Source organism: Pseudactinotalea sp. HY158, assembly GCF_009660225.1.
In the GTDB taxonomy this organism is placed as follows: Bacteria; Actinomycetota; Actinomycetes; order Actinomycetales; family Beutenbergiaceae; genus HY158.
The window spans coordinates 3235933-3258182 of the sequence record NZ_CP045920.1 but is presented as its reverse complement, the minus strand read 5'-3'; the positions used below and the strand labels follow the sequence as shown (position 1 = coordinate 3258182).

Here is a 22250-nt window from a genome sequence, read left to right as displayed (position 1 = left end):
CTACAGGCCGGAGTCGCGGAAGCTCTGCTCCACGGGATCCTCGGTCGCCGCGATGCACACGACCTCGCGGTCGTTCGCCTTCGTCCAGGTCTCCTCGTTCGGCGGGATCACCAGATAGGCGACCGCGGACTCCTCGGAGGGCGTGCCCACGTAGGCCTCGAAGGCGTCGTAGCACGCCTGGTCGGCCGCCTCCCCGACGGCGTCGTCGCCGGGGTAGTCGCCGTCGTCGAGGGCGGCGAGGTGGAAGACCTCCGCGTCGTGGGAGGTGTCACAGCCCACGGCGGGGATGTCGGTGATCTCGTCCTGCAGGTCACTGAGGTTCGTGCACGTGCCCACCGAGGCGGTGGCGACGGTGGAGCAGGCGGCGAGCCCGAGGCTGCCGGCCGAGACGAGCAGGGCACCGACGGTGGCGGCGCCGAGGCGACGGGGGAGGGACAACGGAGAATCCGATCGACTGGAGGAATAGAACGTTTCGACCCTAGCCAGATCGGCCCCCGACACCTACTCCGTCCACAGGGCAGGGGTACCCATGACGAGTCGCGCCCGGGCCGCCCCGCCCGCCCGCCCGCGGCGAGCGACGTCGTCCATACTCGAACGATCGGTGCGCAGGAGCGCGGGGTGCCGGCCCGGGTCAGAGGAAGAGGTGGATGATCCGGTACATGATCGCGGCCACGAGGGCGGCGGCGGGGATGGTGAGCACCCACGCGACGCCGATGTTGCGGGCCACGCCCCAGCGCACGGCCGAGAGCCGCTTCGTGGCACCGACGCCCATGATCGCCGAGGTGATCGTGTGGGTGGTGGAGATCGGGGCGTGGAACACGAACGCGGTCGTGTAGAGCACCGAGGCCGCCACCGATTCGGCCACGAACCCGCGGGCCGGGTCGAGCTCGATCACCTTGCGGCCGAGGGTGCGCATGATGCGCCAGCCGCCGGAGTAGGTGCCGGCGGAGATCGCGCCGGCCGCGGCGAGCTTGACCCACAGCGGGATGGAGGTGTCGTCGTGGAAGCCGCCGGCGACGAGGGCGAGCACGATGACACCCATGGTCTTCTGCGCGTCCTGGAGGCCGTGCCCGAGGGCCATCGCGGCGGCGGAGATCGTCTGGGCGATCCGGAAGCGGCGCTGGGTCTTCCCCGGGGCCGCGTTCCGGAACAGCCACAGCACCCCCACCATGACGAGGAAGGCGAGCCCGAACCCGACGAGCGGGGAGGCGATCATCGGGATGACCACCTTGTCGAGGATGACCGTCCAGTGCACCTGCGAGAACGAGGCGATCCCGGCGCCCATGAGGCCGCCGATGAGTGCGTGCGAGGAGGAGGAGGGCAGGCCCTTCCACCACGTGATGAGGTTCCAGACGATCGCGCCGACCAGCCCCGAGAGCACCACGACCAGGCCCTGATGGCCCTCCGGGGCGTTGATGATCCCCGAACCGATCGTCTCGGCCACGCCGACGCCGAGGAGCGCGCCGACGAGGTTCATCACCGCGGCCATCGCCAGGGCCGCCCGCGGGGTCAGCGCCCGGGTCGAGACCGACGTGGCGATGGCGTTGGCGGCGTCGTGGAAGCCGTTCGTGTAGTCGAACGTGAGGGCGATGACGACGACCAGGATGACAAGCGCGAGTTCCACGGCCGCCGGTCAGCTTTCCTTGAGGATGATCGTCTCGACCGTGTTGGCGACGTTCTCGAAGCTGTCGGCCGCCTGCTCGAGGGTGTCGATGACCGAGCGCAGCCGCATGAGCTCGACCACACCGGCCGGGCTCTCCTGGTACCGCGGATTGCGGAACAGGTCGGCGAGCAGGGCGCGGTAGAGCTTGTCGGCCTCGTTCTCGAGGCGGTTCACCTCGATCCAGTACTCCTCGAGGCCGGTCATCGTGCGCAGCTTCGGCATGGCGTCGGCGGTGAGCTCGGCCGCGCGCTGCAGCGTGGTCACCTGGTCGGTCACCGCATCGGGAAGCTCGTCGACCCCGTAGAGCACGACGATCTCCCCGGCCGCCTCCATGAAGTCCATGCAGTCGTCGAGGGCACTGGCGAGGTCGTAGATGTCGTCCCGGTCGAACGGGGTGACGAACGTCTGGTTGACCCGCCGCAGGATCGAGTGGGTGGCGTCGTCGCCGAGGTGCTCACAGTCCTTGAGCTGCTCGGCGAGCGGCCCGCGGTCGGCGGGCTCGCTGCCCACCAGCTGCGCGAGCAGGTTGGCCCCGGTCACCAGATGGGCCGCGAGGTCGGCAAAGAGATCAAAGAACGTGGCGTCACGAGGCGTGATTTTGAAACGCACCGGAGTCTCCGTCGCGAGGGAATGGCGAACGGCCCAAGGCTAGAGCACAAACGCGGGCCGCACATACCAACCGCGCCCGGGGCGGGGTGCCGTGGTGCGGGCGCCCCGAGAAGAACCCGACGCGCCCGGCCATGCCCCCGCACGTCGTGAGTTGCGGCACGTCGTCGGCCCGCCGGTGGCCACATCGCCCCGGATAGATGACGCCGGGCCGGCCAGCGCCTGACGGCGTGAAGGCCGCTCGAAGCGGCGAATTTTGGAGCCCGGGGCCGGTTTCGGCCCGACGTCGCGATCAGTCTACGCCGCAGAGCCGCGCCGGGCCAACTGTCGGGCCAACTGTCGCGTGCACCGGCGGGCCGGTGGCTCGGTAGCCTGAGCCCAGTCGACTTCCGCCCGAGAGGACTTGCCGATGAGGACCTGCCGATGAGGACCCGCCCATGATGAGCGGCAGCTTTCGCGCCGTCGTGGCCGCCACGGCCGCGACGGGCGTCGGCGTCACCACCCTGACCCCGCGGCCCCTCCTGACGATCACGGTCGCCGCGATCGCGGTCATCTGCGCCCTCGGCTGGCCGGCCCTCGTCGGCCTTCCCGCGCGGGCCGCCGCCACCGTCGTGCTGCTCGCCACGGCGGCGAGCTCGGTGCTCGTGGTCGAGCTGCTGCAGGATCTGGCCTGGCTCGCGGTCGTGGCCGCCGGGGCGGTGCTCGCGGCGTTCCTGGCCCAGCTGTTCCGGCGCGACGGCCGGCCCCGGCTGCTCGAGGAGGTCGCGGGCACGATCACGGGGGCGGTGATCGTCGCCTCCGCCGCCGGCTGGCTCGCGATCGGGCCGAGTCCCCGGTCCGAGGCGCTCGTGATCACGGCCGCCGTGGCGATCGCGGTGGCCTCGGTCGTGGCCCTCGTCCGGCTGCCCGCCACGTGGTCCACCGTGGCCTCCGTGGTGCTCGCCTGCGCCGCCGGGAGCGGCATCGGCTTCGCGGCCACCACCCTGTCGACCCTGGTCGGCGCGCTCGTGGGCCTCGCCGCCGGGCTGCTCGTGGCCACCGTGCACCGACTCTTCGCGCACTACCCCGTCTCGGGTCGGCTCCTGCCCGGCCTGGCCGCGGCGTTGAGCGTCGTCTCCGTCAGCGGCGTGCCGGTCTACATCCTCGGCCGGGTGCTGCTGCCGATCGGCTGAGGTCCGCTCCCCGGCATCGACCGTGGCCGCCCGGAGCCCGCCATGGGTACACTCGCGCCATGGTCGAAAACCTCTTCGTGGTCCTCGTGGTGCTGGTCGGACTCGGCACCGCAGCCTTCGCCGGGCTCGTGGTTCAGCGCCTCTACCGCCGCCGCTGAGGTCGCCATGGCATTCCAATTCCCCGAGGGACTCGCGCCCGAGGTGTATCCGCTGGCGTGGCTGGTCGGAAGCTGGCGCGGCCCCGGTTTCCTCGGCTACGAGGACATCCCCGAGCGCCCGATCGTGGTCGAGGCCACCTTCGGGCACGACGGCGGTCCGTACCTGAACTACACGGCCACGACCTGGCTGCTCGCCGGCGAGATCGACGGCCTCGAGACCACGGTGGACCAGGCCGACCTCGTCGCCGGCGACGTGTGGAGCGTCGAGTCCGGCTACTGGCGCGTCGCCCCCGCCGCCCCCGAGGACGCCCGCGAACTCACGGGCGAGGGGGATCCCGCCCGCACGCCCGTCACCCAGCTCGAGGTGCTCCTGGCCGAACCGACCGGGCACGTGAGCGTCTACCTCGGCGCCGTCGCCGGCCCCCGCGTGGACCTCGCCACCGACCTCGTGGCCCGCACCCGGACCGGCGCCGACATCACGGCCGCCAAGCGCATGTACGGCCTGGTCGGCGGCGAACTCATGTGGGCCACCGACCTCGCGGCCTTCGGGCACGAGATGGCGTCGTACTCCTCCGGCCGCCTGCAGCGGATGAGCTGACGATGTCCCAGCCATCGCCCCTGACCGGCCGGCCCGGTGCCGTGCGCGCACTCGCCCCGGACGAGGGCGTCGCCGCCCACTACGGCGAGCCCGTGCGGGAGCAGCGCGCGCTCGAGCGGGGCATCGCCGTCGTCGACCTGAGCCATCACGGGGTCGTGAGCGTCACCGGCGCCGACCGCCTCTCCTGGCTGCACACGCTCTCGAGTCAGCGCCTCGAGGGGCTCGCCCCGGGCGAGGCGACCGAGCTGATGCTGCTCGACGTCCAGGGGCATATCGAGCACGCCGCCGGCGTCGTCGACGACGGCGCGACCACCTGGCTGCTCGTGGACTCCGGCCGCGCCGAGGCGCTCGCCGCGTATCTCGAGAAGATGCGTTTCCGCTACGAGGTGACCGTCGAGTTGCCGGAGGTCGCCGTGCTCGGCACGAGCGCCGCGGGGCCGGCGCTCGCCGGTGCCCGCGGCGAGGATCTGGTGGTCTGGCGCGACCCGTGGCCGCGCACGGCCGAGGGGTCCACGCGGTATGGGCCTGCGGACGACGTCCACCCCGGTTCCGAGTGGTCGGCGGCCCTGTGGGTGGTCCCGTCGGGCGACGTGACGGCGGTCGTCGACGCGGCCCTCGCCGTGGGCGGCAGGCTCGCGGGCGTGTGGGCCTGGGAGGCGATGCGGGTGGCCACCTGGCGTCCGCGTCACAACCTCGATGTGGACGAGCGCGCCCTCCCGCATGAACTCGACTGGCTGCGCACGAGCGTGCACCTGCACAAGGGGTGCTACCGCGGCCAGGAGTCGATCGCCCGGGTGTTCAACCTCGGCAAGCCCCCGCGGCGGCTCACCTTCCTCCATCTCGACGGCTCGGAGCACGTCATCCCCGATCCCGGTGCCGAGATCATCGGGCCGCGGGACCGGGTGGTCGGCACGCTCGGCTCCGTCGTGCGCCATCACGAGCTCGGCCCGGTCGGCCTCGCGCTCCTCAAGCGCAACCTCGATCCCGAGGTCGACCTCGTGGTGAGCGGAATCGCCGCGGCGCAGGAGGTCATCGTCAACACCGGCGGCATCGGCACCGATCGCCCCGAGCAGGTCGACCGGTCCGGGCTGCGCCGCCGCGACCTCGGCGGCGCCCCGCACGACCTGCGCGGCAAGTAGCCGGGCGATTCGCGCGCGGCGTCACATCTCTGCCGCCGAACGCGGGATTCTGGCGAGGTCCCGGGCCGGAACCCGCAGGGAATGCCGCGGTCGGCCGCCGGCACCCGGCGCCGGTCGTCGCATTCGGCGTGACCACGTACGCTGGGCGACGTGGGAATGGTTCAATCCGCTCAGCTCTGGCTGCTGCTCGCGCTCGCACTCGTCGGCGTCGTCGTCGCCGGGTGGGCCTTCGTGCACGCCCTGCTCATGCACTCGGGTTCGTTCCCGGCGGCGGGCAAGCGCACGAAGACCTTCTGGCTGCTGATCACCGGCCTCGCCGCCGTGCTCGCCTTCCTCGGCATCCCGCCGCCCCTGGGGATCGGCGGCAACCTGCTCTTCTCCCTCGCCGGCCTCATCGGCGGGGGGATCTACCTCGCCGACGTGCGCCCCGCCGTCCACCGGGCCGGTGGCCGCAAGGGGCCGCGCCGCCCCCGCCCCCGCGCGGCTTCGACGAGGGCCCGCCGAGTTGGCGCGGCTGGTGAGCGGCACGGCGGCGCCGACATGGGCCGCCGTCCGGGAGGGCTGATGCGGGCCGTGCTCCAGCGGGTCAGCTCCGCCTCGGTCACGGTCGAGGGGGAGGTCGCCGGCCGGATCGGCGCGGGCCTCGTGGCCCTCGTGGCCGCCGCGCCCACAGACACCGGCGCCGACGCCGCCACGGTCGCCCGCAAGATCGCCGAGCTGCGGATCCTGCCCGGCGAGACGTCGGTCGCCGATGCGGGCGCCGAGGTGCTCGTCGTGTCCCAGTTCACCCTGTACGGCGACACGAGGAAGGGCAGGCGGCCGTCCTGGTCCGGCGCCGCCCCGGGAGAACTCGCCGAGCCGCTCGTCGACCGGGTCGTGACCGAACTGCGGACCCGCGGCATCACCGTGGCCACGGGGATCTTCGGTGCCGACATGAGCGTGTCGCTCACCAACGAGGGGCCGTTCACCGTCCTGGTCGACACGTAGCCGTCGACGGCTGGAAGGTCCCCGCTCCGCCCTCGCACCGTGCGCCACCATGGAGCCATGCCCGAAGGCCACACGATCCACCGCATCGCCCACCGGCTCAACGGCGCCTTCGCCCGTGCGCCGGTGCGCGTGAGCAGCCCGCAGGGCCGGTTCGCCGCCGGTGCGGCCGAACTCGACGGGCGGGAGCTGGTCGAGGCGCAGGCCTGGGGCAAGCACCTCGGGGTGGAGTTCGCGGCCGACCGGTGGCTGCACGTGCACCTCGGCCTCATCGGGGCGTTCAGCGTCGACGGGATCGCCTCGATCGCCGCGACCGGCTCGATCGCTACGACCGGCTCGATCGCTGCGACCGGCGGGATCGGCGGCGAGGCCCGCGAGCCGGAGGATCCGCCGGTGACCGGCCAGGTGCGCCTGCGGATCCTGTCCGGAGGGGAGCCGGGGGTGCGGCACGTCGCCGACCTGCGCGGCCCGATGATCTGCCGGCTCGTCACGCCCGAGGAGATCGAGCGGACCGTCGCGAGGCTCGGACCCGACCCGCTGCGCCCCGACGCCGACCCCGAGCTCGCCTGGGCCCGGATCCGGCGCAGCGGCAAGCCGATCGCCGAACTGCTCATGGATCAGCACGTCCTCGCCGGCGTCGGCAACGTGTACCGCGCCGAGGTGCTCTACCGCCACCGGCTCAGCCCGTTCACCCCGGGCGACAAGCTCCAGCGCCGCTCCTGGAACCTCATCTGGGACGACCTCGTGCGCCTCCTCCCGCTCGGGGTGGCCACCTCCCGGATCGTCACGATCCCCGAGCAGGTCGCCGAGGTGGAGGCGGCCCTCGCCGCGGGTGGCGAGGTACACCTGGAGAGCCGGGCGAGCGCCGTCTACAAGCATGCGGGCGAGCCCTGCGAACGGGACGGCGCGCGGATCCAGATCCGCGTGCTGGCGGGGCGGAACCTGTTCTGGTGCGGCCGCTGCCAGCGGCGCGGGTGAGCGAACCTCTGCGCCCGCGGCGAACAGAGGCAGGTTCGCCCGCGCTTCATGGTTAGCCTTATCGGAACGCCGAGACCGGCCAAGGAGCGCTGCCATGTTCGAAAGATTCACAGACCGAGCCCGTCGGGTCGTCGTCCTCGCCCAGGAAGAGGCGCGGATGCTCAACCACAACTACATCGGCACCGAGCACATCCTGCTCGGCCTCATCCACGAAGGTGAGGGGGTCGCCGCGAAGTCGCTGGAGTCCCTCAACATCTCCCTCGAGGCCGTGCGCTCGCAGGTGCAGGAGATCATCGGGGAGGGGCAGCAGTCCCCCACGGGGCACATCCCGTTCACGCCCCGCGCCAAGAAGGTGCTCGAGCTCTCCCTGCGCGAGGCGCTGCAGCTCGGCCACAACTACATCGGCACCGAGCACATCCTGCTCGGCCTCATCCGTGAGGGCGAGGGGATCGCGGCCCAGGTGCTGACCAAGCTCGGGGCCGACCTCACCCGGGTGCGCCAGCAGGTGATCCAGCTGCTCTCGGGCTACCAGGGCGGCAAGGACACGGTCGCGGCCGGCGGACCCGCCGAGGGCACGCCCTCCGGCTCGGCCGTGCTCGACCAGTTCGGCCGCAACCTCACCCAGGCCGCGCGCGACAACAAGCTCGACCCGGTGATCGGGCGGGCGAACGAGATCGAGCGGGTCATGCAGGTGCTTTCGCGCCGCACGAAGAACAACCCGGTCCTCATCGGTGAACCCGGCGTGGGCAAGACCGCCGTGGTCGAGGGGCTTGCGCAGGACATCGTCAAGGGCGATGTGCCCGAGACCCTCAAGGACAAGCAGCTCTACACCCTCGATCTCGGCTCCCTCGTGGCCGGCTCCCGCTACCGCGGCGACTTCGAGGAGCGCCTCAAGAAGGTACTCAAGGAGATCCGCACCCGCGGCGACATCATCCTGTTCATCGACGAGATCCACACCCTCGTGGGCGCGGGGGCGGCCGAGGGCGCGATCGACGCCGCGTCGATCCTCAAGCCGATGCTCGCCCGCGGTGAGCTGCAGACCATCGGCGCGACCACGCTCGACGAGTACCGTAAGCACATCGAGAAGGACGCGGCCCTCGAGCGTCGCTTCCAGCCGATCCAGGTGTCCGAGCCGGACCTGCCGCACGCCATCGAGATCCTCAAGGGCCTGCGCGACCGCTACGAGGCCCACCACCGGGTCACGATCACGGACGGCGCGCTCGTGGCGGCCGTCAACCTCGCCGACCGGTACGTGAACGACCGGTTCCTGCCGGACAAGGCGATCGACCTGATCGACGAGGCGGGAGCGCGGTTGCGGATCCGCCGCATGACCGCCCCGCCGGAGCTGCGTCAGCTCGACGACCAGATCGCCGAGGCACGTCGCCAGAAGGAATCGGCGATCGACGACCAGGACTTCGAGCGGGCGGCCCGCCTGCGCGACGAGGAGAAGTCGCTCACCGCCAAGCGCGGCGAGAAGGACAAGGCCTGGCGCAGCGGCGACATGGACAACGTCGCCGAGGTGAACGAGGAACTGGTGGCCGAGGTGCTCGCCGCCTCGACCGGCATCCCCGTGTTCAAGCTGACCGAGGAGGAGTCCTCGCGGCTGCTGCGCATGGAGGACGAGCTGCACAAGCGCGTCATTGGTCAGAACGACGCGGTCAAGGCACTCTCGCAGGCCATCCGGCGCACCCGCGCGGGCCTCAAGGACCCGAACCGCCCCGGCGGCTCGTTCATCTTCGCCGGCCCCACGGGCGTGGGCAAGACCGAGCTCGCCCGGGCGCTGGCCGAGTTCCTCTTCGGCGACGAGAGCGCCCTCATCCAGCTCGACATGAGTGAGTACGGCGAGAAGCACACCGTCTCGCGGCTGTTCGGATCCCCACCGGGATACGTCGGCTACGAGGAGGGCGGCCAGCTCACGGAGAAGGTGCGGCGCCGACCGTTCTCGGTCGTGCTGTTCGACGAGGTGGAGAAGGCGCACGCCGACATTTTCAACTCGCTCCTGCAGATCCTCGAGGAGGGCAAGCTCACCGACTCCCAGGGCCGCGTGATCGACTTCAAGAACACCGTGATCATCATGACCACGAACCTCGGCACCCGGGACATCGCGAAGGGCCTGCTCACCGGCTTCCAGGCCGGCGGCGACCTGAGCACGAACTACGACCGCATGAAGCTCAAGGTCAACGACGAGCTCAAGCAGCACTTCCGCCCGGAGTTCCTCAACCGTGTGGACGACACCATCGTGTTCCCGCAGCTGAGCCAGGAGGAGATCTACCAGATCGTCGATCTCATGGTGGCCAAGCTCGCGACGCGCCTGCGGGATCAGGACATGGACATCGAGGTGACCGAGCCCGCCCGCAAGCTCCTCTCCGAGCGCGGCTACGACCCGGTGCTCGGTGCGCGGCCGTTGCGCCGGGCGATCCAGCGCGAGATCGAGGACCAGCTGTCCGAGAAGATCCTCTACGGGGAGATCTCCCGCGGTCACACCGTGGTCGTGGACGCCGAGGGCGAGGGCCTGCTCGGCACCTTCACGTTCCGCCAGGTGCCGCGCGAGCAGCAGGCCGAGGCGAGTCCCGAACCGGCACCCGCGGCCGTCGGCTCCAGCTCCGACGGCGTCTGAGGCCCACCCGGCCGAGTCGACGGCCCCCGCATCGGCCCCATCTCGGGGCGGTGCGGGGGCCGTCGTCTGCGTGTAGACGGCGCCCGGTCGGCGCGGGTGGGGACGTGGCGGATGCGGTGGACGTACGGTGATCCTCCCCTCCTTTTGCGCACGATCCCCCGGCCATGGGGCACACTGGGAGGACAGCGCACCGCTGATGCCCGGCATCGCGGCTCTTTTCGCTGCTGCGACACAGTGCAGCCAAGCTGAGTGAACGTCATAGCGCTGACCTTCGTCCTCGAGAGGCCGGTGCATGACCACGCACACCCCTGACTTTTCCCAGCTCGGCGTGCCCGCAGGGCTCGTCAAGTCCCTCACCGCTTCGGGTATCACCTCCCCGTTCCCGATCCAGACCGCCACCCTGCCCGACACGCTCGACGGGCGGGACGTGCTCGGCCGCGGCCGCACCGGCTCGGGCAAGACCCTCGCGTTCTCGCTGCCGCTCGTGGCCCGGCTCACCGAAGGCGGCCGTGCCCGCGCGGCCCGACCCCGCGGCCTCGTGCTCGCCCCCACCCGGGAGCTGGCGACCCAGATCGCCGCGACCATCGAGCCGCTGGCGAAGGCCGCCGGTCTGAGCCACACCGTGATCTTCGGGGGCGTGAGCCAGGTGTCGCAGGTCAAGGCGCTGCGCGGCGGAATCGACATCGTCGTGGCCTGCCCCGGGCGGCTCGAGGATCTCCTCGGCCAGCGCGAGATCGACCTCGGGGCGGTGGAGATCGCCATCCTCGACGAGGCCGACCACATGGCCGACCTCGGGTTCCTGCCCGTCGTGCGCCGGCTCATGGATCGCATCCCCCGCGGCGGCCAGCGCATGCTGTTCTCCGCCACCCTCGACCGGGGCGTCGACGTGCTCGTCAAGCGCTATCTCGACGACCCGATCACCCACGCGGTCGACAGCGCCGAGTCGCCCGTGTCGGCGATGACCCACCACCTGTTCGAGGTGCCCGACGTCGGCGCGAAGCGCGACCTCGTCCGCACCCTCGCCTCCGGCCTGGGCCGGTCGCTGCTGTTCACCCGCACGAAGCACCAGGCCAAGAAGCTGGCCCGCCAGCTCACCGCCGACGGCATCCCCGCCGTCGACCTCCACGGCAACCTCTCCCAGAACGCCCGCCAGCGGAACCTGGCCGCGTTCAGCGCGGGGGAGGCGCGGGTGCTCGTCGCGACCGACATCGCCGCCCGGGGCATCCACGTCGACGACGTCTCCCTCGTCGTGCACGTCGACCCGCCGGCCGAGCACAAGGCATACCTGCACCGGTCCGGACGCACGGCGCGCGCGGGTGCCGGGGGCGTCGTCGTCACGATCCTCACGCCCGATCAGCGCCGGGACGTCGCGGCGCTCACCCGGGCCGCGAAGATCAAGGCGCAGGTGATCCGCCCGACGGACGAGCAGGTCGGCGCGATCGTCGGCCCGGTCGCCCCCAAGGTCAAGCCCGCGCCGGTCGCCCAGCAGCAGCAGCGGCCCCAGCAGACCCGCCGCTCGCAGCCGCGGCAGCAGGGCGCCCCGCGCCAGCAGCGCGAGGGGCAGTCCGGCAGTCGTCCGGCCCGCGGCGGACACCAGTCGCGCCGCCGGTCGGGACAGCCGAGCCGCAGTCGCTGAGCCGACCAGAAGGTTGTGACTCGCCCCTCCAGGAGGGCGCGACCATAATTAACTCCGGCTAAAGTTATGGTCCGCGCCCGTCCTGGTCGCGGGCCATAACTTTCTGCTCCGGCCCGCGCGCCGGCTGCCGCCGTCGGTGGGACATAATGGCGCCCATGCCGAGCGGGCCCGCACTCTTCCCCCTCCCCGAGGGGAGTCGTCACCCGCTGAGGCGGATCGTGCTGCTCACCGGCCCGTCCGGCTCCGGCAAGAGCTCGCTCGTGCGGCGCCTCGGCCTGCCGACCGTGGCGCTCGACGACTTCTACCTCGACGTGGACCACCCGGGCCTGCCGCACCGATTCGGGATCGTCGACTGGGACGACCCGGCCTCGTGGGACGCCGGCGGTGCCGCCGAGGCGCTCGCGACCCTCTGCCGCACGGGCGAGGTCGAACTGCCCGTCTACGACATCCCCACCTCCCGGCGCACCGGGGCGCGCCGGCTCGTGCTCGACGGGGAACGCATCATCGTGGCGGAGGGGATCTTCGCCGCGGAACTGGTCTCCCGCCTCGCGGAGGAGCAACTGCTCGCGGACGCGATCTGCCTCGCCCGCCCGCGCGTGGCCACGTTCTGGTTCCGGTTGCTGCGCGATGTCGCGGAGTCGCGCAAGCCGCCGCTCACCCTCGTGCGCCGCGGCCTGGCGCTGTGGCGTGCCGAACCCGCGCTCATCGCCCGCTGGGTGGGGCTCGGATGTCGGGCCGTGTCGCCGCGCGCCGCCGAACGCGTGATCGCCGATCTCGGCGCCCGCCCTCCCCGCGGCGGGCCCCGCGGCGGGATGGCAGGATAGCTCCCGTGTCCAGTCCCCAGCGGCCCCAGCACCCCCAGCGGCACCCGTCGCCCGGGCGCCCTCGCAGGTCGCGGCGCGGCGATGCCGCGGCCGTCACGTTGCTCGTGGTGGGAATCGTGCTCGGACTCGTCGGCTACCGGCTCTGGTCGTTCGCCCGTGCCTCGGCGGGAACCGCGTACCCGATCACGATGACCGCGGGGGAGTACCTGCTCTTCGGCGGCGGCGCGGTCGCCTGTCTCATCGGCGCCGTCGTGCTCATCGCGCACGGACGACGCAGGTCGCGGTGAGCGGTCCGGTCACCCGGAATATCCGTTCGTCTCTCCCTAGTGCAATCGCCGCGCCGCGGGGGTAAACCTGAAGCACCACTCTCATCGAGGAGGTGCATGGCAGTGGCTGAAGAAACGATATCTCCGCTCCTTGTGACGGACCGCCGGACGCGGCTCTATCAAGGGATCTGGGGCAAGTGCCTCGCGGAGTTCCTAGGAACAGCAGTCCTGGTACTGCTGGGTTGTGGTTCCGTGGCGGTGGCCGTCGTCGGCCTGCCCGGTACGGGCCGCACGGCCGGGCCGACGATCTTCTTCCAGGGCTCCGGCGACTGGTTGATCATCGTCTGGGGCTGGGCGTTCGCGGTGGCATTCGGCGTCTATGTCTGTCAGGGCGTCAGCGGCGCCCACATCAACCCTGCGGTCACCCTCGCGTTCGCGATCCGCCGCAGGTTCCCCTGGAAGCACGTGATCCCGTATTGGATCGCGCAGACCCTCGGCGCGATCGGCGGTGCGGCGATCGTGCTCGGCCTCTACACCAACGCGATGAACACGTTCGACCAGCAGTCGGAGACCTTCAACGCGACGGGGCATACGATCCCGACGCTCTCGATCTTCTCCACGTTCCCGGCGCCGTATTTCCACGGTGGCATCTGGGGCCCGCTCGTCGACCAGATCGTCGGTACCGCGATGCTCATGCTTGCGATCGCCGCGGTGATCGACATCCGCAACAAGGCCGTCAAGGCCAATCTCGGGCCGCTCATCATCGGGTTCTCGGTGGCCGCGATCGGCATCTCGATCGGCTCGAACGCCGGGTACGCGATCAACCCGGCCCGCGACCTCGGACCCCGGATCATCGCGTGGCTCGGCGGCTGGGGCGAGTTGGCGTTCCCCGGGAACGGACCCTGGTTCGACACCTACTTCTGGATCCCGATCGTGGGGCCGCTCATCGGCGGCATCGTCGGCATCCTCGTCTACGACCTGTTCATCGGCGACGTGCTGCACGCCATGGGCCGGGCGAAGGAGCGCCCGCCCGTCGGCCGGGTCGCCGAACGCCCGGTCGTCGACGACGACGAGTGAGGAGCGCTCGTCACGACGTTGGAGGCCCGGATGCGCTTCTGGTCGGCGCATCCGGGCCTCCGGTCGTTCGGGTGGGCTCGTCGGGGCGGGAGGGTCAGCTCACGTCGTCGTCGACCCAGTCGAAGGTCTTCGTCACGGCCTTCTTCCAGTTGCGGTAGAGGCGCTCGCGCTCGGCCTCCTCCATCCGCGGCTCCCAGCGCTTACCCTCGGCCCAGTTGTCGATGACGTCCTGCTCGCCGTTCCAGAAGCCGACGGCGATCCCGGCCGCGTACGCTGCGCCGAGCGCCGTCGTCTCGGCCACCTCGGGCCGCACCACGGGAACGCCGAGGATGTCGGCCTGGAACTGCATGAGGGTCTCGTTGGCGATCATCCCGCCGTCCACCTTGAGGCTGCTCAGCTCGACGCCGGAATCGGCGTTCATCGCATCGAGCACCTCTCGGGTCTGGAAGGCGGTCGCCTCGAGCACGGCCCGGGCGATGTGGCCCTTGTTCACGTACCTCGTCAGGCCCACGAGCGCGCCGCGGGCGTCCGCGCGCCAGTACGGCGCGAACAAGCCGGAGAATGCGGGCACGAAGTAGGCCCCGCCGTTGTCCTCGACCGTCGTGGCCAGATCCTCCACCTGCGGTGCGTCCGTGATGAGGCCCAGGTTGTCACGCAGCCACTGCACGAGCGAGCCGGTCACGGCGATCGATCCCTCGAGCGCGTAGACGGGCTTCTGATCGCCGATCTTGTAGCAGACCGTGGTGAGCAGGCCGTTCTCGCTCGGGATCTTCTCGGTACCGGTGTTGATGAGCATGAAGTTGCCGGTGCCGTAGGTGTTCTTCGCCATCCCGATCTCGAAGCACGCCTGCCCGAAGGTCGCGGCCTGCTGGTCGCCGAGAATGCCGGCGATGGGGACCCCCGGGACCATGCCGCCCTGGCGGCCCTCGCCGTAGACCTCCGAGGAGGAGCGGATCTCGGGAAGCATGGACATCGGGATGCCCATGTCCGCCGCGATCGAGGAGTCCCATGCCAGGGTGTCCAGATCCATGAGCATGGTCCGGGAGGCGTTCGTCACGTCGGTCACGTGGACGCCGCCGTCGACCCCGCCCGTCATGTTCCACAGGGTCCACGTGTCGGTGTTGCCGAACAGGAGGTCGCCGGCCTCCGCCTTGGCGCGGGCGCCCTCGACGTTGTCGAGGATCCACTTGACCTTCGGGCCGGAGAAGTACGTGGCCAGCGGCAGCCCGACCGTGGCTTTGTACTTCTCGGCACCCGCGTCGCCGCCGAGCTCCTCGACGATCTTCTGGGTGCGGGTGTCCTGCCAGACGATGGCGTTGTACACGGGCTCGCCGGTGGTCCTGTCCCAGACCACCGCCGTCTCCCGCTGGTTCGTGATCCCGACCGCCGCGAGGTCGCGGGCGGTGAGGTTGGCGCGGGTCAGTGCCAGGCCGGTGACCTCACGGACATTCCGCCAGATCTCCATCGGGTCGTGTTCGACCCAGCCGGCCTTGGGAAGGATCTGTTCGTGTTCGATCTGGCCGGTCTCGACGATCTGGCCGGAGTGATTGAAGATGATGGCACGAGAGGAGGTCGTGCCCTGGTCGATTGCTAGGACGTAGTCCGCCACGGGAAAACCTTTCACTTCGTCGGATGGGGCCGAGGGGCCCCGGTGTATCTACAGCGGGAGCATCGGGATGAGTGGCGCGGCGAGAACCCCGCCGAGGATCCCCCCGATGACCGGGCCGATGATCGGCACGGTGAGGCCGTACCGGAAGTTGGAGGTGCCCTTGTTCTTGATGGGCACGAGCGCGTGGATGACCCGCGGGCCGAGGTCACGGGCCGGGTTGATGGCGTATCCGGTGGGACCCCCGAGGCTCAGGCCGATGGCCAGCACGATGAAGCCGACGATGAGCGGTGCCAGCGCACCCGCCGGCTGGGTCTTGAGGGAGATGATGCTGAACACGAGCACGAACGTGCCGACGATCTCGGGGATGAGGTTCCAGCCGAGGTGCTCACGCTCGGCGATGGTCGAGAACGGGGCGAGCTTGAGGAGCTTGTTCTCCTCCTCGTCGAAGTGCATCTTGTACGTGAGCCACACGATGAAGGCGCCGATCATCGCCCCGGCGAACTGGCCAGCGAAGTAGACGAGCACCTTCGCGAAGGTCATCCCCTCGGCCATGCCGAGGCTGTCGTCGGCGACCAGGAACCCGAGCGTCACTGCCGGGTTGAGGTGCGCGCCGGAGTTGGTCGCGGCGTAGATGCCGAAGGTCACGCCGAATCCCCATCCGAGGTTGATCGCGAGGAAGCCGCCGCCGAGGGCCGTTCCCTTCGATCCCACCAGGACGTAGTTCGCGACCACGCCGCACCCCAGGAGAATGAGGATCATCGTGCCGATCAACTCGGGGACGAAGATATCTGTGAACATTCTGAACTCTTTCGTTCTCGGGAAGGTTGATGAACTGCTTCATTGCAAGGCATCGGGGCGGGCGTCGTCGCCGGCCCCATCGAGGCGTCAGCCGTCCAGGGGCACCATCGGACTCGGGTCACCGGCCGTCCCCCGTGCTGCGGAGCCCTCGGCGTCCGAGGACGTCGCGGCCGCCGCCGCCTCGGACTCCCGCCGGGCGAGGAAGGCGTCTCGCTCCCGTGCCCGGCGCTGTTCGTCCCATCCGAGGATGGGCGAGATGAGGTCGAGGATCTCGTCGATGGCGCCCACGCCGCCGTCGGCGACCTCGTAGTCGAGCCTGGTCCGGTGCAGCAGCACGTCCTCCAGGTGCAGCACCATCTCGGCCCGGGCCGCATAGGCGATCTCCGCGCGCAGGTAGCTCGGCGCGTGCGTGAGCGGGGTGGCGAGGTCGGGCCGGGCCTCGACGAGCTCGACGATCTCGGTGAGATTGGAGCCGTATCGGCGGAGCAGGTGGTCGACCATGTGCTTGGTCCAGCCATAGGTGCGGGCGTATCCGCGGGCCGTGCGCCGGATGGAGGGCAGGCGGTCCGCGCCACTGAGCGGAACCCGATCGGTGATCGACGGGTTCGTCGCCGCCGCGGCGCCGAGGGCGAAGTCCACGGCGTCCTTGGCCATGACGCGGTAGGTCGTGAGCTTGCCGCCGGCGATCGCCACGAGCCCGGGCGCGGGTGAGGCGACCGTGTGTTCGCGGGAGACCTTCGTGGAGGAGCCGTCGGCCTTGGCCACCGGCTGGAGCAGCGGCCGGAGCCCGGCGTAGACGCCGGCGATGTCCTCATGGGTGAGGGGGCGATCCAGCACGGCGTTCACGTGATCGAGCAGGTAGTCGATATCGACCTTCGTGGCCACCGGGTTGCGCGGGTCCTGCGTATACGGGGTGTCGGTCGTGCCGATGATCCAGTAGTCCGGCCACGGGATGACGAACAGCACGGACTTCTCGGTGTGCAGGATCAGCCCCTTCGTGCCCTGGATGCGCTCCTTGGGGATGACGAGGTGAATGCCCTTGGACGCGAGGACCTGCAGGCCGCCCTCGGCTCCGCTCAGCCCCTCGGTCTCCTCGGTCCACACGCCGGTGGCATTGATGACCGTGCGCGCCTGGATGTCGTGGGTCGCGCCGGTCTCGAGGTCACGCACCCGCGCCCCCGTGACGACGTCGCCCGCGGACTTGAGCAGCGCCGTCACCTGAGTGCGGGAGGCGGCGAGTGCGCCGTGCTCGGCGGCGGTGCGCACGAGCGTGAAGACGAGGCGGGCGTCGTCGACCTGGGCGTCCCAGTACTGAACCGCGCCGACCGCGGCGTCCTCGCGGAGAGCGGGGAACTCCTCGAGCATCCGCGTCTTCGAGACGTGCCGGTGATAGGGGAGGGCGCGTCGCCTCTTCGAGAGGGAGGCGAGGATGTCGTAGAGAACGACCCCGGTGCCGATGTAGGCGCGTTCCCAGACGCGCCGCCGGATGGGGTAGAGGAACGGCACCCGGTGAACGAGGTGGGGTGCGACCGTCGTCAGCAGCAGGTCCCGTTCGGTCAGCGCCTCGTGCACGAGCGAGAAGTCGAGCATCTCCAGATATCGCAGGCCGCCGTGGACGAGCTTGGACGAGCGGGACGACGTGCCGGAGGCCCAGTCCTGGGCTTCGACGATGCCGGTGCGAAGCCCCCTGCTCGCGGCGTCGAGGGCGATTCCCGCGCCGGTGACGCCACCGCCGATGACCAGGACGTCCAGGCCGTGTTCGTCGCTCATGGACGCCAGGGCGTCCGTGCGGGTTCGTGCTGTGAGTGGGGTGCTGGCCACGATGCCTCTCCTGTGTCGAAGGTCACGATATGAACGATTCTTGTCGCCGGGGAGAAGATGCGCAAGCATCATGCACAGACGTGCATGATGATCGACGAGGAGAGCGCATGCGTGACCTGGATCAGGCCTATCGCGCCGCCACGATGTACTACCTGCAGAACCAGAAGATGGAGGTCATCGGGGCCACGCTCGGGATCTCGCGTTCCACGGTGTCGCGGCTGCTCACCGCGGCGCGCGCGGCGGGCATCGTCGAGGTGAGCGTCACCGCGCCCGCCCAGGAGGTCCAGAGCCTCGGGCACCGCATCGCCGCCACCTACGGGGTGCGGGTCCACGTCGTGCCCGTCCGGCGTCGCGCGGGCGAGCTGCAGCGGCTCGACCAGGTCGCCGTCGTCGCCGCCCACCTGCTGCAGCAGTGGTTCACGGACGGGATGCTCATGGGGGTCGCCTGGGGCACGACCATCAGCGCGGTCGCCCGGCACCTGACCCCGCGCTCGACCCGCGACACCGCGGTGGTGCAGCTCAACGGCGCCGCGAACACCTCGACCTCCGGGGTCACCTACGCCACGGATCTCATCGGCGCCCTCGCGAGCGCGTTCGACGCCACGACGTACTACTTCCCGGTGCCGGCGTTCTTCGACTTCGAGCAGACCAAGCAGCTCATGTGGCGCGAGCGCAGCGTGCGAAAGATCCTGCAGGTGCACGAGCGGGTCGACCTCGCCCTCTTCGGAGTCGGCTCCCCGGAGGCGGCGGTACCCTCCCACGTCTATACCGCCGGATACCTGGACCGGACGGATCTCGACCAGCTCGAGCGTGAGCGGGTGGTCGGCGACGTGTGCACGGTGCTCCTGCGGGAGGACGGCAGCTATCGGGACATCGCGCTCAACGCCCGTGCCTCCGGCCCCACGCCCCAGGAGCTGCGCCGGATCCGGCGGCGGGTCTGCGTCGTCGTCGGAGAGACCAAGGTGCGCGCCCTCGTCGGCGCGCTCAACGCCCGGGTGGCCACCGACCTCGTCATCGACCAGACCACCGCTCAGGCCCTCCTCGACTACCTGGCAGAGCCCGGACGCCCCGGCGGGCGGTGAGGTGATCGCCCCCACGAATGACTGCGCCCACTCCGCCGCGGGGGCATGATGGTTCGGTGGAGCAGACCCGCCGAGCCGCCGACGTCGCGATCCGTCCCGCCATGCCGGCGGACGTGCCGGCGATCGCCGGCCTCGTGACCCCGTACGCCGCGCGCCGGATCCTGCTCGGCAAGGACCTCGTGGACTACTACGAGGCGGTGCAGGAGTTCCACGTGGCCGAACTCGCCGGCGAGATCGTCGGCTGCGGCGCCCTGCACGTCATGTGGCGCGACCTCGCCGAGGTGCGCACCCTCGCCGTGCACGAACGGATGCGGGGGACGGGCGTGGGCCACAGGCTGCTCGTGCGGCTCATGGACAGGGCGCGCGAGCTCGACCTGGACCGGCTGTTCTGCCTCACGTTCGAGGTCGACTTCTTCGGTCGGCACGGTTTCGAGGTCGCCGCGGGGGAGGTGGTGGATCCGCGCACCTATGCCGAACTGCTGCTCTCCCGCGACGACGGGGTGGCCGAGTTCCTCGACCTCGCCCGGGTCAAGCCCAACACCCTCGGCAACACCCGGATGATTCGCTCGCTCTGAGTGGCCCGCGCGCCCGGCGCCCATTGACGCCCGCGTCCGCGCGGGTCAATCATGAGATGAGGAGCGAGGAGTCGTCATGAGGCACGCAGGATCGCGATACAGCGAGGAACCGGCCGAGTCGGACAGCGGTGACGTGACCGAGGGGCTGGGCCGCCAGTTCGAACTCGATCAGCTCAAGCACGAGCGCGCCGAGCGCGCCGAACTCGACGAGCATCCCGATGCGAGCGGCGAGGTGACCGAGGGGCTGGGCCGTCAGTTCGAACTCGACCAGTTGCGCCACGAGCGCGCTCAGGAGTCGCGGCTGAAGAAGGGCGGCAACTAGCGGCCGGCGCGCCGGATCCGCTCGCGCAGCGGCAGTTGAGGCGGCCCCGCGAGCCGCGCCGGCGCAAGCAGGTCACGCCGCACGAAGCCGAGCACGACCGGAACCTGGACGGCGACCGCGCTCGCGACGAGCGCTCCCACGAACCCGGCGGAATCGATGAGCACCCAGATCGTGACGGCCACGATGCAGCCGGCCACGACGAGCCGCGGCAGCCAGGCGAGTCGTCGCTGCGTCGCGGCGAGCACGGCGGCGACGCCGCGGGGATCGGGCGAATCGCGCAGCACCTCCAGGTGCCCCCGGCCGCACACGATCGCGCCGACGAGGGCGAGCGCCGCGGCCCAGGCCGTGACGATCTGACCGGCGGTGATCATCGGGCCGGTGCGCTGCGGCCCGGCCAGCGCGATCGCCGCGAGGGTCACCAGCGCGAGCAGCACGACCATGCCGATCGACAGGAGTAGGGCCTGTAGGAGCGCGCGGGCGCCGCGGGCGAGCACGACGTCGGCGGGGATCTCGTCGAGCCCGGGAACCTCGGGGCGCTCGGGCCCGGCGGGGCGGTCGGGGGTGGGGATCACCCTAGGAGGGTAACCGGTACCCGCCCGCGACCTGCGCCACGAGCCCGTCGGCGAGGAGGGAGGCGAGTGCGCGCTCGTGCTGTCCCGCGGGAGCCGCCGCCGGCACGCCCGCCGCGAGCTCGGCGGCCGTGCGCTCGGGAGACTCCCGCAGCTGCGCCATGATCCGGCCACGCGCCTGCCGGTCGCTGCCGGCCCAGCTCTGCCGGCGCCGCCGGAACACATCCGCGGGATAGCCCGCCTCCCGCCATGCGCACGACGTGAGCGGGCACGCGGAGCAGTCCGGGGCGGCGGCCGTGCACACGAGGGCGCCGAACTCCATGACGGCCGCGTTCCACGTCGCCGCCGCGGCCGGGTCCGCCGGAACGAGCGCGGCGGCGCCGCGCTGCTCGTCGCGGCGCAGGTGCGGACGCGGGAGGGCGAGCCCGCCGGTGACCCGGCCGAGCACCCGCCGCACGTTCGTGTCCAACACGACGCTGCGCCGTCCAAACGCGAACGCGCTCACGGCCGCGGCCGTGTACGCGCCGACGCCGGGCAGGTCGAGCAGATCCGCCTCCGCCGCCGGCACCCGCCCGCCGTGGTCGCGCGTGATCGCCGCCGCGGCCTCGAGCAGCCGCAGCGCGCGGCGCGGGTAGCCCAGGTGACGCCAGGACCGCAGCACCTCGGCGGGGGTGGCCGCGGCGAGATCGGCCGGCGTGGGCCACGCGCGGATCCACTCCCGCCAGATCGGCTCGACCCGGGAGATCGGGGTCTGCTGGCTCATCACCTCGCTGAGGAACACGCCCCAGGCGTGGTCGGCGCGCGGGCCGCCGGCCGCCCGCACCCCGGCCGCCGAACGCCACGGCAGCGGCCGGGCGTGCGCGTCGAACCAGTCGGTCAGCGCCCGCACGAGTGCGGACGACGCGGCGGGAGTCGCGGGGTCGGGTGCGGCGACTCCGGCTCGATCGGTTCGATCGGTTCGATGGGGCGGCCGGGGCGGCCGGGCTGGATGGGGTGGACGGAGCGGGGCGGTGGGCTCGGACACGTGCCCAGTGTCGCTCATCGGCGGGCGCGGGTGGGTGGGCTAGGTTCGGTGCGTGAGTGGATCCGGCCGCCGTACGCCTCCGACGTCCGCGCGGGGCGGGGCGCCCTCCGGGCGGCCCGATGCCGCGACGTTCCGACGCCGCCGGCTGACCGTCGGCCTCCTCGCGCTCGTGCTCGTCGCGGGCCTCGTGATCGGGGGCCGCGCGCTGTGGGGGATCGTCGGCGGGGACCGGGCCGGCTCCGCGGACGCCGGGGGAAGCACGCCGGCCACCCCGACCGGTCCGACCGAGGAGGAGCTCGCCAATCCGGTGGCCTGCGCGGCCGGGGCGCTCGAGGTGAGCATCGACCTGACCGGTGACACGCTCCGGCACGGGGCGGGCTCCGACTTCCCGATCACCGTGACCAATTCCGGGCAGGTGCCCTGCCTCGTCGACCTCGGCTACGCGGGCCTCGAACTCGCCCTGTTCTCCGGGGGCGATCGAGTCTGGACGACGGCCGACTGTCACGGCGAGCGGCCCGAGCATCAGGAGTACCTGTTCGACCTCGGCTACAGCCAGACCACGACCATCCCCTGGCAGGGCCGGCGCAGCGCGCCCGACTGCGCGAAGGATCAGAACTTCGCCGATGCGGGAACCTACCGGGCGCGGGTGACGCTCCACCCGGTCTCCCGGGGCGAGGACGCCGGCCCGGCCGCGCCGATCACCCAGACCCGGGTGTTCGGCCTCGAATGAGC

Annotated in this window: 22 protein-coding genes and 1 pseudogene; 15 read left to right on the top strand and 8 right to left on the bottom strand. The window is 71.3% G+C overall.

What is annotated here, in order from left to right; all coding sequences use genetic code 11:
- The 3 genes from GCE65_RS14365 to GCE65_RS14355 form a co-directional block, all read right to left on the bottom strand.
- Nucleotides 1-438 carry a septum formation family protein gene (locus GCE65_RS14365; RefSeq protein ID WP_194165047.1) on the bottom strand — a complete coding sequence of 146 codons (438 nt, stop codon included), beginning with the start codon at nucleotides 436-438 and terminating at the stop codon, nucleotides 1-3.
- A 193-nt stretch (nucleotides 439-631) separates the two neighbouring features.
- On the bottom strand, nucleotides 632-1624 hold the full coding sequence (locus GCE65_RS14360) for an inorganic phosphate transporter (RefSeq protein WP_153878845.1): 993 nt from the start codon (nucleotides 1622-1624) through the stop codon (nucleotides 632-634).
- Nucleotides 1625-1633: 9 nt separating this feature from the next.
- Nucleotides 1634-2272, bottom strand: coding sequence for a DUF47 domain-containing protein (locus GCE65_RS14355; RefSeq protein ID WP_153878844.1), 639 nt, complete (start codon nucleotides 2270-2272; stop codon nucleotides 1634-1636).
- A 437-nt stretch (nucleotides 2273-2709) separates the two neighbouring features.
- Between GCE65_RS14355 and GCE65_RS14350 the strand changes: the two genes are divergently transcribed.
- From GCE65_RS14350 to GCE65_RS14305, 11 genes and pseudogenes are all read left to right on the top strand, one after another.
- Nucleotides 2710-3441 (top strand): hypothetical protein, encoded by a 732-nt coding sequence (locus GCE65_RS14350; RefSeq protein WP_152909644.1) that lies wholly within the window; start codon nucleotides 2710-2712, stop codon nucleotides 3439-3441.
- A 165-nt stretch (nucleotides 3442-3606) separates the two neighbouring features.
- On the top strand, nucleotides 3607-4197 hold the full coding sequence (locus GCE65_RS14345) for an FABP family protein (RefSeq protein WP_152909645.1): 591 nt from the start codon (nucleotides 3607-3609) through the stop codon (nucleotides 4195-4197).
- Nucleotides 4198-4199: 2 nt separating this feature from the next.
- On the top strand, nucleotides 4200-5336 hold the full coding sequence (locus tag GCE65_RS14340) for a folate-binding protein YgfZ (RefSeq protein WP_153878843.1): 1137 nt from the start codon (nucleotides 4200-4202) through the stop codon (nucleotides 5334-5336).
- A 156-nt stretch (nucleotides 5337-5492) separates the two neighbouring features.
- Nucleotides 5493-5771: pseudogene (locus GCE65_RS16715) on the top strand (DUF2516 family protein); the annotation flags it as partial.
- A 129-nt stretch (nucleotides 5772-5900) separates the two neighbouring features.
- Nucleotides 5901-6323: a D-aminoacyl-tRNA deacylase gene (gene dtd / locus GCE65_RS16710; protein WP_152909648.1), complete on the top strand. Its 423-nt coding sequence runs from the start codon at nucleotides 5901-5903 to the stop codon at nucleotides 6321-6323.
- A gap of 57 nt (nucleotides 6324-6380) precedes the next feature.
- Nucleotides 6381-7298 carry an Fpg/Nei family DNA glycosylase gene (locus GCE65_RS14330; RefSeq protein ID WP_153878841.1) on the top strand — a complete coding sequence of 306 codons (918 nt, stop codon included), beginning with the start codon at nucleotides 6381-6383 and terminating at the stop codon, nucleotides 7296-7298.
- A 94-nt stretch (nucleotides 7299-7392) separates the two neighbouring features.
- Nucleotides 7393-9915, top strand: a complete 2523-nt coding sequence (locus GCE65_RS14325; RefSeq protein WP_153878840.1) for an ATP-dependent Clp protease ATP-binding subunit — start codon at nucleotides 7393-7395, stop codon at nucleotides 9913-9915.
- A gap of 292 nt (nucleotides 9916-10207) precedes the next feature.
- The gene (locus GCE65_RS14320; RefSeq protein WP_153878839.1) at nucleotides 10208-11551 is read left to right on the top strand and encodes a DEAD/DEAH box helicase; all 1344 of its coding nucleotides are present in this window, start codon (nucleotides 10208-10210) and stop codon (nucleotides 11549-11551) included.
- A 155-nt stretch (nucleotides 11552-11706) separates the two neighbouring features.
- Nucleotides 11707-12375, top strand: a complete 669-nt coding sequence (locus tag GCE65_RS14315) for a uridine kinase (protein ID WP_153878838.1) — start codon at nucleotides 11707-11709, stop codon at nucleotides 12373-12375.
- A gap of 5 nt (nucleotides 12376-12380) precedes the next feature.
- Nucleotides 12381-12662 (top strand): hypothetical protein, encoded by a 282-nt coding sequence (locus GCE65_RS14310; protein WP_153878837.1) that lies wholly within the window; start codon nucleotides 12381-12383, stop codon nucleotides 12660-12662.
- Nucleotides 12663-12794: 132 nt separating this feature from the next.
- Nucleotides 12795-13718: an MIP/aquaporin family protein gene (locus GCE65_RS14305; RefSeq protein ID WP_228759975.1), complete on the top strand. Its 924-nt coding sequence runs from the start codon at nucleotides 12795-12797 to the stop codon at nucleotides 13716-13718.
- A gap of 94 nt (nucleotides 13719-13812) precedes the next feature.
- On the opposite strand, the gene glpK is transcribed toward GCE65_RS14305, so the two are convergent.
- The 3 genes from glpK to GCE65_RS14290 form a co-directional block, all read right to left on the bottom strand.
- Nucleotides 13813-15327, bottom strand: a complete 1515-nt coding sequence (gene glpK / locus GCE65_RS14300; RefSeq protein WP_153878836.1) for a glycerol kinase GlpK — start codon at nucleotides 15325-15327, stop codon at nucleotides 13813-13815.
- 48 nt (nucleotides 15328-15375) lie between these two features.
- On the bottom strand, nucleotides 15376-16125 hold the full coding sequence (locus tag GCE65_RS14295) for an MIP/aquaporin family protein (RefSeq protein WP_152909656.1): 750 nt from the start codon (nucleotides 16123-16125) through the stop codon (nucleotides 15376-15378).
- An 87-nt stretch (nucleotides 16126-16212) separates the two neighbouring features.
- Nucleotides 16213-17946, bottom strand: a complete 1734-nt coding sequence (locus GCE65_RS14290; protein WP_228759974.1) for a glycerol-3-phosphate dehydrogenase/oxidase — start codon at nucleotides 17944-17946, stop codon at nucleotides 16213-16215.
- A 107-nt stretch (nucleotides 17947-18053) separates the two neighbouring features.
- Here GCE65_RS14290 and GCE65_RS14285 point away from each other — a divergent pair, with 107 nt between their 5' ends.
- The 3 genes from GCE65_RS14285 (at nucleotide 18054) to GCE65_RS14275 (ending at nucleotide 19925) form a co-directional block, all read left to right on the top strand.
- Nucleotides 18054-19028 (top strand): sugar-binding transcriptional regulator, encoded by a 975-nt coding sequence (locus GCE65_RS14285; protein ID WP_152909658.1) that lies wholly within the window; start codon nucleotides 18054-18056, stop codon nucleotides 19026-19028.
- Nucleotides 19029-19084: 56 nt separating this feature from the next.
- On the top strand, nucleotides 19085-19603 hold the full coding sequence (locus GCE65_RS14280; RefSeq protein WP_228759973.1) for an amino-acid N-acetyltransferase: 519 nt from the start codon (nucleotides 19085-19087) through the stop codon (nucleotides 19601-19603).
- Nucleotides 19604-19679: 76 nt separating this feature from the next.
- Nucleotides 19680-19925 (top strand): hypothetical protein, encoded by a 246-nt coding sequence (locus tag GCE65_RS14275; RefSeq protein WP_152909660.1) that lies wholly within the window; start codon nucleotides 19680-19682, stop codon nucleotides 19923-19925.
- Here the strand turns inward: GCE65_RS14275 and GCE65_RS14270 are convergent.
- Nucleotides 19922-20497 (bottom strand): hypothetical protein, encoded by a 576-nt coding sequence (locus tag GCE65_RS14270; protein WP_152909661.1) that lies wholly within the window; start codon nucleotides 20495-20497, stop codon nucleotides 19922-19924. The genes GCE65_RS14275 and GCE65_RS14270 overlap by 4 nt on opposite strands.
- A gap of 1 nt (nucleotide 20498) precedes the next feature.
- Nucleotides 20499-21518, bottom strand: a complete 1020-nt coding sequence (locus GCE65_RS14265; protein ID WP_370460135.1) for an A/G-specific adenine glycosylase — start codon at nucleotides 21516-21518, stop codon at nucleotides 20499-20501.
- 52 nt (nucleotides 21519-21570) lie between these two features.
- Between GCE65_RS14265 and GCE65_RS14260 the strand changes: the two genes are divergently transcribed.
- On the top strand, nucleotides 21571-22248 hold the full coding sequence (locus tag GCE65_RS14260) for a hypothetical protein (RefSeq protein WP_153878834.1): 678 nt from the start codon (nucleotides 21571-21573) through the stop codon (nucleotides 22246-22248).
- Nucleotides 22249-22250: the final 2 nt, after the last annotated feature.